Origin of the sequence: Hydrogenophaga sp. 70-12 (assembly GCF_001897365.1) — a bacterium.
GTDB lineage: Bacteria > Pseudomonadota > Gammaproteobacteria > Burkholderiales > Burkholderiaceae_C > Hydrogenophaga > Hydrogenophaga borbori.
Map to the genome: position 1 here is coordinate 1 of NZ_MKSS01000196.1, position 13,978 is coordinate 13,978.

Sequence of the window (13,978 nt, forward strand, 5' to 3'; positions counted from 1 at the left end):
TCGCCGGCATTCGTCATCGCCACCGACATGGTGAAACCGCCCGGCGTCACCAGGTGCCGGAACGGCGACACCGCCTCGATGGCCGCGATGGCGGCCAGCAGCTGCGGCACGCACGGCAGGGCGAAGCCGTGCAGCAGCCAGGCACCGGGCCCCAGGCGCTGCTGGCGCTCGCCCGGCTCGAACAGATCCAGCGTTTCCATGCTCAACCCGCGTCGTGGAAGATGAGGCCCACCGTGTGCCGCAGGCCAGCGTGCACGCGGCTGACGCCGTGCCGCATGGCCAGCCGGCGCACGCCGCGCCGGCCCGTGGCCGGCCGTTGATGGACGGTGAACACCACCGCGTCGCCCTGGTCCAGCGGGACCACCTCCGCGCGCTGGCCCTCGCCCGATCGTTCGGTCATGACGAATTCGCCGCCCTCGAAGTCCCGGCCGGGCCGCGACAGCAGGATGGCCACCTGCAGCGGGAAGACCAGCTCGCCGTACAGGTCCTGGTGCAGGCAGTTGTGGTCGCCCTCGCCATACCGCAGGATCAGCGGCGTCGGCCGCGTCTGGCCGGCCCCATGGCAGCGCCGCAGAAAGCTGTCCAGCCCGTCCGGGTAGCGCGTGGCCAGGCCCAGCTGCTGACTCCAGCGGTTGGCGATGGGGGCCAGCCGGGGATACAGGGCGTGGCGCAGTTCGTGCAGCAGCGGCGGCAGCGGGTACGCGAAATACTTGTACTCGCCACGCCCGAAGCCGTGCCGCGCCATGACCACCCGCGAGCGGAAGCCTTGCTGGCGCGGATAAAGCGCCGCGAGGGCCTCGCATTGCGCCGCCGTGAGCAGGCCGGGCAGCACGGCGTGGCCATGGGCGTCGAGCGACGCTTCGATGCCCACCCAGTCGTGGGGCGCGGCGGTGTCCTGGCAGATGGCGCTTGGCATGGGGTCCAGTGTAGGAAGCCCCGCCGGCCAGAACACTCCGCTCCTTGCGCTTGAATTGCCCTGCCCCCAAAAAAAGCCCCCGGCCGTTGAACCGCCGGGGGCTTTTTGTCGCTCGGAGCGAGCCGGCTCAGCGCCGCGGCGGGGGCACGTCCGTGCAGCTGCCGTGCGCCACCTCGGCCGCCAGGCCCATGCTCTCGCCCAGCGTGGGGTGCGGGTGGATGGTCTTGCCGATGTCCACCGCGTCGGCGCCCATCTCGATGGCCAGCGCGACCTCGCCGATCATGTCGCCCGCGTGCGTGCCGACGATGCCACCGCCCAGGATGCGGCCGTGGCCGTGCGCCTCGGGCGAGTCGTCGAACAGCAGCTTGGTGAAGCCCTCGTCGCGGCCGTTGGCGATGGCGCGGCCCGATGCGGTCCAGGGGAACAGGCCCTTCTTGACCTTGATGCCCTGCGCCTTGGCCTGGTCCTCGGTGAGGCCCACCCAGGCCACCTCGGGGTCGGTGTAGGCCACGCTGGGGATGACGCGCGCATTGAAGGCGGCGGCGGCCAGGTCGGCCTTGCCCTGCAGCTCGCCCGCGATCACCTCGGCCGCCACATGGCCCTCGTGCACCGCCTTGTGCGCCAGCATGGGCTGGCCCACGATGTCGCCGATGGCGAAGATGTGCGGCACGTTGGTGCGCATCTGGATGTCGACGTCGATGAAGCCGCGCTCGGTGACGGCCACGCCGGCCGCGTCGGCGCCGATCTTCTTGCCGTTGGGGCTGCGGCCCACGGCCTGCAGCACCAGGTCGTAGGTCTGCGGCGCGGGCGCGTTCTCGCCCTCGAAGCTCACCTCGATGCCCGCCGGCGTGGCCTTGGCCGCCACCGTCTTGGTCTTGAGCAGGATGTTGTCGAAGCGCGGCGCGTTCATCTTCTGCCAGACCTTCACCAGGTCGCGGTCGGCGCCCTGCATCAGGCCGTCGAGCATCTCCACCACGTCCAGGCGCGCGCCCAGGGTGCTGTAGACGGTGCCCATCTCCAGGCCGATGATGCCGCCGCCCAGGATCAGCATGCGCTTGGGCACGCCGGCCAGGGCCAGCGCGCCGGTGCTGTCGACCACGCGCGGGTCCTCGGGCATGAAGGGCAGGCGCACGGCCTGCGAGCCGGCCGCGATGATGGCCTTCTTGAAGGCCACCACCTGCTTGCTCCCGGTCTTGTTCTGGCCAGCGCCCTCGGTGAGTTCCACGCCCAGGTGGTTGGGGCCGACGAAGCTGCCATAACCGCGCAGCACGGTGACCTTGCGCATCTTCGCCATGGACGATAGGCCGCCGGTGAGCTTGCCGATCACCTTGTCCTTGTGGCCGCGCAGCTTCTCGATGTTGACCACGGGGCGGCCGTACTCGATGCCGTAGCCGGCCAAGTGGTTCACCTCATCCATGACGGCGGCCACGTGCAGCAGCGCCTTGGAGGGGATGCAGCCCACGTTGAGGCAGACGCCGCCCAGCGTGGCGTAGCGCTCCACCAGCACCACCTTCAGGCCGAGGTCGGCCGCGCGGAAGGCGGCCGAGTAGCCGCCGGGGCCGCCGCCCAGCACGACGACGTCGCACGCCAGGTCGGCGGCACCGGCGTAAGCCGGGGCGGCGGGCGTGGCCGCGCGCGGGGCCGGCGCGGGACTGGCCGCGGCGGGTGCGGGTGCGGGTGCGGGCGACGCCGCGGGCGCCGGCGCGCTGGCCGCGCCCTCGCCGTCGATCACCGCGAGCAGGTCGCCGATGTTCACCTTGTCGCCGACCTTGACCTTGAGCTCCTTGAGCACGCCCGCCTGCGAGGACGGGATCTCCATCGAGGCCTTGTCGCTCTCCACGGTGATGAGCGATTGCTCGAGTTTGATGGTGTCGCCGGGTTTCACCAGCACCTCGATGACCGCGACGTCCTTGAAGTCGCCGATGTCGGGGACCTTGATGTCCATGAGAGGCATGTCGGTCTCCTTACAGCAGCACGCGGCGGAAGTCCGCCAGCACCTGGCCGAGGTACGCATTGAAACGCGCAGCGGCCGCGCCGTCGATGACGCGGTGGTCGTAGGACAGCGACAGCGGCAGCGTCAGGCGCGGCACGAACTGCTGGCCGTCCCACACCGGCTTCATCTGGCTCTTGGACAGGCCGAGGATGGCCACCTCCGGCGCGTTGATGATGGGCGTGAAGTGCGTGCCGCCAATGCCGCCGAGCGAGCTGATGGAGAAGCAGCCGCCGCTCATGTCGGCCGGGCCCATCTTGCCGTCGCGCGCCTTCTTGGCCAGATCGCCCATTTCCTGGCTGATCTGCAGGACGCCCTTCTTGTCGGCGTCCCTCAGCACGGGCACCACCAGGCCATTGGGCGTGTCGGCCGCGAAGCCGATGTGGAAGTACTGCTTGTAGACCAGGGTGTCGCCGTCGAGGCTGGCGTTGAACTCGGGGAATTTCTTCAGCGCCGAGACCACCGCCTTGATCACGAAGGCCAGCATGGTGACCTTCACGCCGGACTTCTCGTTCTCCTTGTTGGTGGCCACGCGGAAGGCCTCCAGTTCGGTGATGTCCGCCTCGTCGTTGTTGGTGACGTGCGGGATCATCACCCAGTTGCGGTGCAGGTTGGCGCCGCTGATCTTCTTGATGCGCGAGAGGTCCTTGCGCTCGACCGGGCCAAACTTGGTGAAGTCGACCTTGGGCCAAGGCAGCAGGTCCATGCCCATGCCGCCGCCACCGGCCGGGGCCTTGGCGGCCTGGGCCTGCGTCTGCGCGCTGCCCGCCATCACGGCCTTGGTGAAGTTCTGCACGTCCTCCAGCGTGATGCGGCCCTTGGGGCCGTTGCCCTTGACCTCGGCCAGCGGCACGCCCAGCTCGCGCGCGAACTTGCGCACCGAGGGCGAGGCGTGCGGCAGGCCCACGGGCGGCACGGTGGGGTTGTGCGCGGGGGCCTGGGCCGGCGCGGCCGAGGGCGCCGCCGCGGCGGGCGCCGGGCTGGACGCCTGGGCCGGGGCGGGAGCGGTGGCGGCCGGGGCGGGGGCCGGCGCCTGCGCGGGCGCGCCCGTGGCGGCCGACCCTTCCAGCACCGCGATCAGGTCGCCGATGTTGAGCTTGTCGCCCACCTTGACCTTGAGTTCCTTGAGCACGCCAGCCGACGACGAGGGAATCTCCATCGAGGCCTTGTCGCTCTCCACGGTGATGAGCGACTGCTCGACCTTGACCGCGTCGCCGGGTTTGACCAGCACCTCGATCACCGCGACGTCCTTGAAGTCGCCGATGTCGGGCACGCGCACCTCGACCGGGCCGGCAGGTGCCGCTGCGGCGGGTGCTGGAGCCGGCGGCTGCGCGGGCGAGGCAGCGGGCGCCGGTGCAGCTGCGGCGGGCGCCGGTGCGGCGGCAGCGTCGGCCTCCAGCACGACCACCACCGAGCCCTGCTTCACCTTGTCGCCGAGCTGGACCTTCAGCTCCTTCACCACCCCCGCGTGCGAGGACGGGATCTCCATCGAGGCCTTGTCGCTCTCCACGGTGATGAGCGACTGCTCGGCCTTCACGGTGTCGCCGGGCTTGACCAGCAGCTCGATCACCGCCACTTCGTCGAAATCCCCGATGTCCGGGACCTTCACTTCAATGCTTGCCATGTCGGTCTCCGGTGCTCAGGCGTGGAGCGGGTTGATCTTGTCGGCCTTGATGCCGTATTTCTGGATCGCCTCGGCCACCTTGGCCGCCGGCAGCTTGCCCTCGTCGGCCAGCGCCTTCAGCGCGGCCAGCACGATGTAGTGGCGGTTCACCTCGAAGTGCTCGCGCAGCTTGCTGCGGAAGTCGCTGCGGCCGAAGCCGTCGGTGCCCAGCACCTTGTAGGTGCGGTCCTTGGGCACGAAGGGACGGATCTGCTCCGCGTAGTTCTTCATGTAGTCGGTGGAGGCGATCACCGGGCCCGTGGTCTTGGCCAGTTGCTCGGTCACGAAGGCCGTGCGCGGCTTCTCGGTGGGGTGCAGCAGGTTCCAGCGCTCCACGTCCTGGCCGTCGCGCGTCAACTCGTTGAAGCTCGGGCAGCTCCAGATGCCAGCGGCCACACCCCAGTCCTTCTCCAGCAGCTCCTGCGCGGCGAACGCCTCGCGCAGGATGGTGCCGCTGCCCAGCAGCTGCACCGTGGGCGCGTCCTTCTTGAGCGCGGGCGCCTGCTTGCACAGGTACATGCCCTTGATGATCTGCTCCTCGGTGCCGGGCTGCAGGCCGGGCATGGGGTAGTTCTCGTTGAGCAGCGTGAGGTAATAGAAGACGTTCTCCTGGCGCTCCACCATGCGCTTGAGACCGTGGTGCATGATCACCGCCACCTCGTGCGCGAAGGTCGGGTCGTAGCTCACGCAGTTGGGAATGGTGCCCGCCATGATGTGGCTGTGGCCGTCCTCGTGCTGCAGGCCTTCGCCGTTGAGCGTGGTGCGCCCCGAGGTGCCGCCGAGCAGGAAGCCGCGGGCCTGCATGTCGCCCGCCGCCCAGGCCAGGTCGCCGATGCGCTGGAAACCGAACATCGAGTAGTACACGTAGAACGGCACCATGATGCGGTTGTTCGTCGAGTACGAGGTGGCCGCGGCGATCCAGCTGGCCATGCCGCCGGCTTCGTTGATGCCTTCCTGCAGGATCTGGCCCGCCTTGTCTTCCTTGTAGTACATGACCTGGTCTTTATCGACCGGGGTGTACAGCTGACCCTTGGGGTTGTAGATGCCGATCTGGCGGAACAGGCCTTCCATGCCGAAGGTGCGCGCCTCGTCCACCAGGATGGGCACCACGCGCGGGCCCAGCGCCTGGTCGCGCAGCAGTTGCGTCAGGAAACGCACATAGGCCTGGGTGGTGCTGATCTCGCGGCCCTCGGCCGTGGGTTCCAGCACTGCCTTGAAGGTCTCCAGCGCCGGCACGGTGAAGCTCTCGCTGCTCTTGGCGCGGCGGTGCGGCAGGTAGCCGCCCAGGGCCTTGCGGCGGTCGTGCAGGTACTTCATCTCCGGCGTGTCGTCGGCCGGCTTGTAGAACGGGATCTTGGGCAGCTCGCTGTCCGGGATCGGGATGTTGAAGCGGTCGCGCATGTAGCGGATGTCATCGTCCGACAGCTTCTTGGTCTGGTGGGCGGTGTTCTTGCCCTCGCCGGCCTTGCCCATGCCATAGCCCTTGACCGTCTTGACCAGCAGCACCGTGGGCTGGCCCTCGTGGTGGAAGGCGCGGTGGAAGGCGGCGTACACCTTCTGGGCATCGTGGCCACCGCGGCGCAGCGCCCAGATGTCGTCGTCGCTCATCTTGGACACCAGCTCCAGCGTGCGCGGGTCGCGGCCGAAGAAGTTCTTGCGCACGAAGGCGCCGTCGTTGGCCTTGAAGGCCTGGTAGTCGCCGTCCAGCGTGTCCATCATGACCTTGCGCAGCGCGCCGTCCTTGTCGCGCGCCAGCAGGGCGTCCCACTCGCTGCCCCACAGCAGCTTGATGACGTTCCAGCCCGAGCCGCGGAACTCGCCTTCCAGCTCCTGGATGATCTTGCCGTTGCCGCGCACCGGGCCGTCCAGGCGCTGCAGGTTGCAGTTGACGACGAACACCAGGTTGTCGAGCTTTTCGCGCGCCGCCAGACCGATGGCGCCCAGGCTCTCGGGCTCGTCCATCTCGCCGTCGCCACAGAACACCCAGACCTTGCGCTGGGAGGTGTCGGCGATGCCGCGCGCGTGCAGGTACTTGAGGAAACGCGCCTGGTAGATCGCCATGAGCGGCCCCAGTCCCATGGACACGGTGGGGAACTGCCAGAACCCGGGCATGAGCTTGGGGTGCGGGTAGCTGGACAGGCCTTTGCCGTCCACCTCCTGGCGGAAATTGAGCAGGTGCTCCTCGCTCAGGCGGCCTTCCATGAAGGCGCGGGCGTAGATGCCGGGCGCGCTGTGGCCCTGGATGTAGAGCAGGTCGCCGCCGTGCTTGCCGCCGTTGTCGGTGTCGTCGGCGTGCCAGAAGTGGTTGAAGCCGACCGCGAACATGTGCGCGAGCGACTGGAAAGAGCTGATGTGGCCACCCAGGTCGCCGCCGTCGGCCGGGTCCAGGCGGTTGGCCTTCACGACCATGGCCATGGCGTTCCAGCGCATGTAGGCGCGCAGCCGGCCTTCAAGCTCCAGATTGCCCGGGTTGCGGGCCTCTTCGCCGGGCTCGATGGTGTTGACGTAGCCCGTGGTGGCCGAGAACGGCATGTTCACGCTGTGCTGGCGGGCTTCTTCGAGGAGCTGCTCCAGCAGGAAGTGCGCGCGCTCGGGACCTTCTTTCTCGATGACGGCGGCCAGCGCCTCCATCCATTCCCGCGTCTCCTGGACGTCGTGGTCCACGGCGCCCGCGCCGCTGTTCGTGTCGTTCGCTGACATCGCTGTCTCCTGATGTATGAAGGCGAGCTTACGGAGCCCGTTCGGTGAAGTCTTGGATTCTTCCACAGCGGCCTGGGCATTTCAATATGCGCCTATTGATTTCTTTATGTGAAATTTCCAATAGGGGCCGGCCATGAAACCATTTCCCCTCACGTAGACTCCTCCCGCCATGTCATATACCCCCCCTGCCACCACCCCGCCGTGGTGGAAACGCTGGTGGCGCCGGCTGCCACCATCGCGGCAGGACCGCTTCGCCACGCTCGGCCCGCTGCTGGCGGTGCTGCTGTTCCTGGCCGCCATCGTGGTGGCCATCGCCTACCTGCGCTTCGAGGAGATCGACCGCGAGCGCGAGGCCGTCACGCGCGACGTCGAGTACGCCCAGCAGCGCTTGCGGCTGCGGCTGCTGGAACGCCAGGAGCAATTGATGCGCCTGGCCCGCGAGATCGACAACCAGGCCCTGGACACGGAGGAGTTCGCCTTCCAGGCCGAGACCCTGGTGAGCCAGTTCCCCGAGCTGCTGGCCATCACCTGGGTGGACAGCCGCCGCCGCGTGTTGTCGGGCTACACCTCGCCCAGCGCGCCCGTCGCGCTCATGCGCAGCGTGGGCAGCTCGCTCTCGCCATCCGAGACCGACGGCAGCTTCGACCTCGCGCGCGACCTGCGCCAGCCGATCTACTCGCGCCCGCTCGCCGACAACGACCCGCGCAGCGCGCGGCTGATGCTGCACGTGCCGCTGTCCGAGCAGGGCCGCTTCGCCGGCACCGTGATGGGCGAGTACTCGGTGGACGGCCTGGTGCGCTTCGGCATGCCGCCCGAGATCATGGCGCGCTACGCCGTGGCCCTGCTGGACGACAGCGGCACCGTGTTGGCCGGTAGCCTGCAGACGGCCGAGCCAGTGCTGTCCTTCCTGCCCTGGTCCACGCCCTCGCTGGAGCACGAGGTGCCGGTCTCGCCCGTGGGCAACGGCCTGATCCTCAAGGCCCAGGGCTACCGCACCTCGCAGGACATCGTGGGTTCGGGCTTTGTCGGGGTCATCGGCGCGCTGTCGGCGCTCACGGTGTGGATGCTGATCGGCACCTGGCGCCACACGCGCCGGCGCGTGCAGGCCCAGCAGGCCCTGGTGGCCGAGACCAATTTCCGCCGCGCCATGGAGAACTCCATGCTCACCGGCATGCGCGCGCTGGACATGCAGGGCCGCATCACCTACGTCAACCCCGCGTTCTGCTCCATGACGGGCTGGACCGAGGCCGAGCTGGTAGGCCGCACCGCGCCCTTTCCCTATTGGCCCGAGGAGGACCACGAGCTGCTGCACGCGCGACTGGACGACGAGCTCAACGGCCGCTCCACGCCCGGCGGCTTCGAGGTGCGCGTGCGCCGGCGCAACGGCACGGTGTTCGACGCGCGCATGTACGTCTCGCCGCTGATCGACCCGAAGGGACACCAGACCGGCTGGATGACCTCCATGACCGACATCACCGAGCCCAAGCGCATCCGCGAGGAGCTGTCGGCCTCCTATGAGCGCTTCACCACCGTGCTGGAGTCGCTGGACTCGGCCGTGTCGGTGGCGCCGCTGGGCAGCGAGGAACTGCTGTTCGCCAACAAGATGTACCGCCTGTGGTTCGGCACGCGCGGCCAGGGCCACCGCCACCTGGTGGACCTGGCGGGCAACCAGCCCCAGCCCAGCATGGACGACGCCGACCCGGTCGACGCCTTCGCCGGCATGCCCACCGGCACGCTCACCGACGCCGGCGTGGAGAACGCCGAGGTCTTCGTGCAGGAACTCGACCGCTGGCTGGAGGTGCGCACGCGCTACCTCACCTGGGTAGACGGGCGACTGGCGCAGATGGTGATCGCCAGCGACATCACGCCGCGGCGCGCCGCCGAGGAACAGGCCGCGCGCCAGACCGAGCGCGCCCAGACCGCCAGCCGCCTCATCACCATGGGCGAGATGGCCTCCAGCGTGGCGCACGAACTCAACCAGCCGCTCACCGCCATCAGCAACTATTGCACCGGCATCATTTCGCGCCTGCAGGAGCAGCGCATCTCACCCGAGGAAATGCTGGTGGCGCTGGACAAGACCGCGCGCCAGGCCCAGCGCGCGGGCCAGATCATCCAGCGCATCCGCGCCTTCGTGAAGCGCAGCGAGCCCAACCCCACGCTGTCGGATGTGGCCCAGATGGTGAACAACGCCATCGAGCTGGCCGACATCGAGCTGCGCCGCCAGCAGGTGCGGCTCACGCCCTACGTGGCCGCGCGCCTGCCGGCGCTGATGGTGGACCCGATTCTGATCGAGCAGGTGCTCATCAACCTGCTCAAGAACGCCGGCGAGTCCATCGTGCAGGCGGGCCGCCCGCTGGGCGAGCGCCTGGTGGAGCTGCGCGTGGCGCCGCGCCAGCTGGACGGCGAGGGCGTGGTCGAGTTCGAGGTGCGCGACTCGGGCAAGGGCGTGCCCGACGAGATGATCGAGCGCATCTACGAGGCCTTCTACAGCACCAAGAGCGAGGGCATGGGCATCGGCCTCAAGCTGTGCCGCAGCATCGTCGAGTCGCACCACGGCCGGATGCGGATGGAGAACCTCTACAATGGCACCGAGGTGACGGGGTGCTGTTTCAGCTTCTGGATCCCCGTCGCGCCGCGACTTCAACCCCAGGGTTCGTCGGACACTGCCGCCAACGAACCACTGACGGACACCGAGAGAGCGAGATGAGCCTGATCCCCAAAAAGGGCACCGTCTATGTCGTCGATGACGACGAGGCCGTGCGCGATTCCCTCCAGTGGCTGCTCGAGGGCAAGGACTTCCGGGTTCGCTGTTTTGAATCGGCGGAGGCCTTCCTCTCCCGGTACGACGCCCGCGAAGTGGCCTGCCTCATCGCTGACATCCGCATGGGCGGCATGACCGGCATGGAACTGCAGGACCGCCTGGTCGAGCGCCAGTCCCCCTTGCCCATCGTCTTCATCACCGGCCACGGCGACGTGCCCATGGCGGTCGAATCCATGAAAAAGGGCGCGCTGGACTTCATCCAGAAGCCCTTCAAGGAAGACCAACTGGTGGCCCTGGTCGAGCGCATGCTGGAACACGCGCGCGAGGCCTTCACGACCCATCAGCAGGCCGCCAGCCGCGACGCCCTGCTCTCCAAGCTCACCGGCCGCGAATCGCAGGTGCTCGAGCGCATCGTCGCCGGCCGCCTGAACAAGCAGATCGCCGACGACCTGGGCATCAGCATCAAGACGGTGGAGGCGCACCGCGCCAACATCATGGAAAAGCTCGGCGCCAATACGGTGGCCGACCTGCTCAAGATCGCCCTGGGCCAAACGCCCGCGAAAGCCTGACCCCACAGCCACCCACCAACGCCCGCCACCTTGGCGGGCGTTTCGTTTTCCCAGCCTTCACTCTCTTGCAGCCATGACCGCCCAGCTCATCGACGGCAACGCCCTCTCCCGCCAACTCCGCGCCGACGTGGCGCAGCGCGTGCAGGCCCTGCGCAACCGCGGCCTCACGCCCGGCCTGGCCGTGATCCTGGTCGGCGACAACCCGGCCTCGCAGGTCTACGTGCGCAACAAGGTCAAGGCCTGCGAGGACACCGGCATGCACTCGGTGCTGGAAACCTGGCCCGCCACGCTGAGCGAGGCCGAGCTGCTGGCGCGCGTGCAGGCCATGAATCAGGACCCGACGATCCACGGCATCCTGGTGCAGCTGCCGCTGCCCGCGCACATCGACGCGCAGAAGGTGATCGAGGCCATCTCCCCCGCCAAGGACGTGGACGGCTTTCACGTGGCCAGCGCCGGCGCGCTGATGACCGGCCTGCCCGGCTTCTGGCCCTGCACGCCGCATGGCTGCATGAAGATGCTGGAGCACATCGGCGTCGACCTGCGCGGCAAGCACGCGGTGGTGATCGGGCGCAGCAACATCGTGGGCAAGCCCATGGCGTTGATGCTGTTGCAGGCCAACGCCACCGTCACCGTCTGCCACAGCGGCACGAAGGACCTGGCGGCGTTCACGCGCCAGGCCGACGTGGTGGTGGCCGCCGTGGGCAAGCGCAATGTGCTGACGGCCGACATGGTCAAGCCCGGCGCCGTGGTGATCGACGTGGGCATGAACCGCAACGAGGCCGGCAAGCTCTGCGGCGACGTGGACTTCGACGGGGTCAAGGAAGTGGCCGGCTGGATCACGCCCGTGCCCGGTGGCGTGGGCCCCATGACGATCACCATGCTGATGGTGAACACGCTCGACTCGGCCGAGCGCCAGGCCGGCGTTCAGGCGGGCTGATCGCCACCCGCGGGCCGGGGCCCGCTCAGGCGCCACAGCAGGGCGCCGCTGCACAGCCACTGGCCCAGCACCAGGGCGCTGCCCGCGCCGTGCCAGAGCCTGAGATCGCCGCCGCTGGCGCGCGCGCTCACGATCTTCTGCGCCACGCCGTACTCCTGCAGCACGGCCAGCGCCATGGCCACACAGACCAGGGCCAGCGCGGTGCGGGCCATCGGCGAAGGGCCGCCCTGGCGCACCAGGATCAGCAGCACCAAGCCGATGACCAGGCCCGCCTGGCACTGCAGCGAGAACAGCTTCGCCGCCACCGGCCCGGCCACGGCCGGGTTGCCCAGGGCGGCGAACAAGGTGGGCACGGCCAGGAAGCTCAAGGCCGTGATGCCGCCCCACCAGAGAGCGGCCAGCATCAGCGCGGGGCGTTGCAGGCGCATGGTCCGCGCGCTCAAGCGTAGCGCACGGCCACGATTTCGTAGCGGCGCAAACCGCCGGGCGCCTGCACCTCGGCGGTGTCGCCCTCTTCCTTGCCGATCAGCGCGCGCGCGATCGGGCTGCCGATGTTGATCAGGCCTTCCTTCAGGTCGGCCTCGTCCTCGCCCACGATCTGGTACGTGACGGCCGAGCCGCTGTCCTCGTCCTCGAGTTCCACGGTGGCGCCGAACACCACCTTGCCGCCCGCGTTCAGGGCCGAGGGGTCGATGATCTGCGCCGTCGACAGCTTGCCCTCGATCTCGGCGATGCGGCCTTCGATGAAGCCCTGGCGGTCCTTGGCGGCGTCGTACTCGGCGTTCTCGCTCAGGTCGCCCTGAGCGCGCGCCTCGGCGATGGCGCTGATGACCGCGGGGCGGTCGACGGTCTTGAGGCGGTGCAGCTCTTCCTTGAGCTTTTCGGCGCCGCGCTTGGTGATGGGGATGGTGGCCATAGATGTCTCTCCACAAAAGCAAACCGCCGGGCGTTGCCGCTCGGCGGTGTCGTGAAAGGCATTATGCCCCGAAGGGCACGCGGGTCAATGCCGCGCCGGCGGATCGCGCGAGGCGCGGAGGTGGTGGGCCTCTGTTCAGGCCGCGATCAGCGCGTGCATGTCCTGCACCGAGATGACGTCCAGGCTGGCCATGTACTTCATGCCCTCGACGGCCGCCTCGGCGCCCGCGATGGTGGTGAAGGTGGTGACGCGCGCCAGCAGCGCCGAAGTGCGAATCGCGCGCGAGTCGGCGATGGCGTTGCGGCGCTCCTCCACCGTGTTGATCACCAGCGCGATGTCGCCGTTCTTGATCATGTCCACGATGTGCGGGCGGCCCTCGGTGACCTTGTTGACCGTCTGCACCGCCAGGCCGGCCGCCTCGATGGCGGCGGCCGTGCCGCGCGTGGCGATCAGCTCGAAGCCCAGGTCGACGAGCTGGCGCGCCACGTCCACGGCCCGCGGCTTGTCGCTGTTCTTCACCGTCAGGAAGACCTTGCCCGCCGTGGGCAGCTTGGTGCCCGCGCCGATCTGGCTCTTCACGAAGGCTTCGCCGAAGGTCTTGCCCACACCCATGACCTCGCCGGTGGACTTCATCTCGGGGCCGAGGATGGTGTCCACGCCCGGGAACTTGACGAAGGGGAAGACCGCTTCCTTCACGCTGAAGTACGGCGGCACCACCTCTTCACCGATGCCCTGCGAGTCGAGTGACTGGCCGGCCATGCAGCGCGCGGCCACCTTGGCCAGCTGAATGCCCGTGGCCTTGGAGACGAAGGGCACCGTGCGCGAGGCGCGCGGGTTCACTTCGAGCACGTAGATCACGTCCTTCTTCTGGCCGTCTTCCTCGATCTCCTGGATCGCGAACTGCACGTTCATGAGACCGACCACGTTCAGGCCCTGGGCCATGGCCGCGGTCTGGCGCTTGAGCTCGTCCACCGTGGCCTTGCTCAGGTAGTACGGCGGCAGCGAGCAGGCGGAGTCGCCGCTGTGCACGCCGGCCTGTTCGATGTGCTCCATCACGCCGCCGATGAACACGCGGCCCGTGGCGTCGCGCACGGCGTCCACGTCGCACTCGATGGCGTCGTTGAGGAAGCGGTCGAGCAGCACCGGCGAATCGTTGCTGACCTTCACGGCCTCGCGCATGTAGCGCTCGAGGTCGCGCTGCTCGTGCACGATTTCCATGGCGCGGCCGCCGAGCACATAGCTCGGGCGCACCACCAGCGGGTAACCCAGCGCGGCGGCCTTCTCGAGCGCTTCCGTCTCGGTGCGCGCGGTGGCGTTGGGCGGCTGGCGCAGCTTGAGCTCGTGCAGCAGCTTCTGGAAACGCTCGCGGTCTTCGGCCGCGTCGATCATGTCGGGCGAGGTGCCGATGATGGGCACGCCCGCGGCCTCCAGGCCCAGCGCGAGCTTCAGCGGCGTCTGGCCGCCGTACTGCACGATCACGCCGGCCGGCTTTTCCTTGTCGACGATCTCCAGCACGTCTTCCAGCG

At 68.8% G+C, this 13,978-nt stretch carries 10 protein-coding genes and 1 pseudogene; 3 read left to right on the plus strand and 8 right to left on the minus strand.

The genetic code is table 11. The features are described 5' to 3' along the window. The 5 genes and pseudogenes from BGO22_RS11815 to aceE form a co-directional block, all read right to left on the minus strand. A pseudogene (locus BGO22_RS11815) lies at positions 1 to 200 on the minus strand (alpha-ketoglutarate-dependent dioxygenase AlkB); the annotation flags it as partial. Between the two features lie 2 nt (positions 201 to 202). Next, complete coding sequence (locus tag BGO22_RS11820; RefSeq protein WP_070400020.1) at positions 203 to 916, minus strand: 2OG-Fe(II) oxygenase; 714 nt, start codon at positions 914 to 916, stop codon at positions 203 to 205. Between the two features lie 127 nt (positions 917 to 1,043). After that, a complete protein-coding gene (gene lpdA, locus BGO22_RS11825) occupies positions 1,044 to 2,870 on the minus strand; it encodes a dihydrolipoyl dehydrogenase (RefSeq protein ID WP_070400019.1) in 1,827 nt (608 codons plus the stop codon). 10 nt (positions 2,871 to 2,880) lie between these two features. Further along, a complete protein-coding gene (gene aceF, locus BGO22_RS11830) occupies positions 2,881 to 4,530 on the minus strand; it encodes a dihydrolipoyllysine-residue acetyltransferase (RefSeq protein ID WP_070400018.1) in 1,650 nt (549 codons plus the stop codon). A 15-nt stretch (positions 4,531 to 4,545) separates the two neighbouring features. Next, positions 4,546 to 7,269 carry a pyruvate dehydrogenase (acetyl-transferring), homodimeric type gene (gene aceE, locus BGO22_RS11835; RefSeq protein ID WP_070400017.1) on the minus strand — a complete coding sequence of 908 codons (2,724 nt, stop codon included), beginning with the start codon at positions 7,267 to 7,269 and terminating at the stop codon, positions 4,546 to 4,548. Between the two features lie 169 nt (positions 7,270 to 7,438). Here aceE and BGO22_RS11840 point away from each other — a divergent pair, with 169 nt between their 5' ends. The 3 genes from BGO22_RS11840 to folD all read left to right on the plus strand — a co-directional run bounded on the left by BGO22_RS11840 (position 7,439) and on the right by folD (position 11,536). Continuing rightward, positions 7,439 to 9,976 carry a PAS domain-containing sensor histidine kinase gene (locus BGO22_RS11840; RefSeq protein WP_070400016.1) on the plus strand — a complete coding sequence of 846 codons (2,538 nt, stop codon included), beginning with the start codon at positions 7,439 to 7,441 and terminating at the stop codon, positions 9,974 to 9,976. Continuing rightward, positions 9,973 to 10,599 (plus strand): response regulator transcription factor, encoded by a 627-nt coding sequence (locus BGO22_RS11845; protein ID WP_070400015.1) that lies wholly within the window; start codon positions 9,973 to 9,975, stop codon positions 10,597 to 10,599. The genes BGO22_RS11840 and BGO22_RS11845 overlap by 4 nt, the downstream gene beginning before the upstream one ends. A 73-nt stretch (positions 10,600 to 10,672) precedes the next feature. After that, complete coding sequence (gene folD, locus BGO22_RS11850; protein ID WP_204742633.1) at positions 10,673 to 11,536, plus strand: bifunctional methylenetetrahydrofolate dehydrogenase/methenyltetrahydrofolate cyclohydrolase FolD; 864 nt, start codon at positions 10,673 to 10,675, stop codon at positions 11,534 to 11,536. Here folD and BGO22_RS11855 read toward each other — a convergent pair. The 3 genes from BGO22_RS11855 to carB form a co-directional block, all read right to left on the minus strand. After that, positions 11,524 to 11,964: a DUF4149 domain-containing protein gene (locus BGO22_RS11855; RefSeq protein WP_070400013.1), complete on the minus strand. Its 441-nt coding sequence runs from the start codon at positions 11,962 to 11,964 to the stop codon at positions 11,524 to 11,526. The two genes, folD and BGO22_RS11855, sit on opposite strands and share 13 nt — an antisense overlap. Before the next feature lie 11 nt (positions 11,965 to 11,975). Continuing rightward, positions 11,976 to 12,452, minus strand: coding sequence for a transcription elongation factor GreA (gene greA, locus BGO22_RS11860; RefSeq protein ID WP_070400012.1), 477 nt, complete (start codon positions 12,450 to 12,452; stop codon positions 11,976 to 11,978). A gap of 135 nt (positions 12,453 to 12,587) precedes the next feature. Continuing rightward, positions 12,588 to 13,978: carbamoyl-phosphate synthase large subunit (gene carB, locus BGO22_RS11865; protein WP_286850976.1), on the minus strand; the 1,391-nt coding region annotated here is incomplete at its 5' end.

Excerpts from the sequence above, each read along its gene's own strand:
- BGO22_RS11820 (WP_070400020.1), bottom strand. The coding sequence starts at position 916 with ATGCCAAGCGCCATCTGCCAGGACACCGCCGCGCCCCACGACTGGGTG.
- lpdA (WP_070400019.1), bottom strand. The coding sequence starts at position 2,870 with ATGCCTCTCATGGACATCAAGGTCCCCGACATCGGCGACTTCAAGGAC.
- aceF (WP_070400018.1), bottom strand. The coding sequence starts at position 4,530 with ATGGCAAGCATTGAAGTGAAGGTCCCGGACATCGGGGATTTCGACGAA.
- aceE (WP_070400017.1), bottom strand. The coding sequence starts at position 7,269 with ATGTCAGCGAACGACACGAACAGCGGCGCGGGCGCCGTGGACCACGAC.
- BGO22_RS11840 (WP_070400016.1), top strand. The coding sequence starts at position 7,439 with ATGTCATATACCCCCCCTGCCACCACCCCGCCGTGGTGGAAACGCTGG.
- BGO22_RS11845 (WP_070400015.1), top strand. The coding sequence starts at position 9,973 with ATGAGCCTGATCCCCAAAAAGGGCACCGTCTATGTCGTCGATGACGAC.
- folD (WP_204742633.1), top strand. The coding sequence starts at position 10,673 with ATGACCGCCCAGCTCATCGACGGCAACGCCCTCTCCCGCCAACTCCGC.
- BGO22_RS11855 (WP_070400013.1), bottom strand. The coding sequence starts at position 11,964 with ATGCGCCTGCAACGCCCCGCGCTGATGCTGGCCGCTCTCTGGTGGGGC.
- greA (WP_070400012.1), bottom strand. The coding sequence starts at position 12,452 with ATGGCCACCATCCCCATCACCAAGCGCGGCGCCGAAAAGCTCAAGGAA.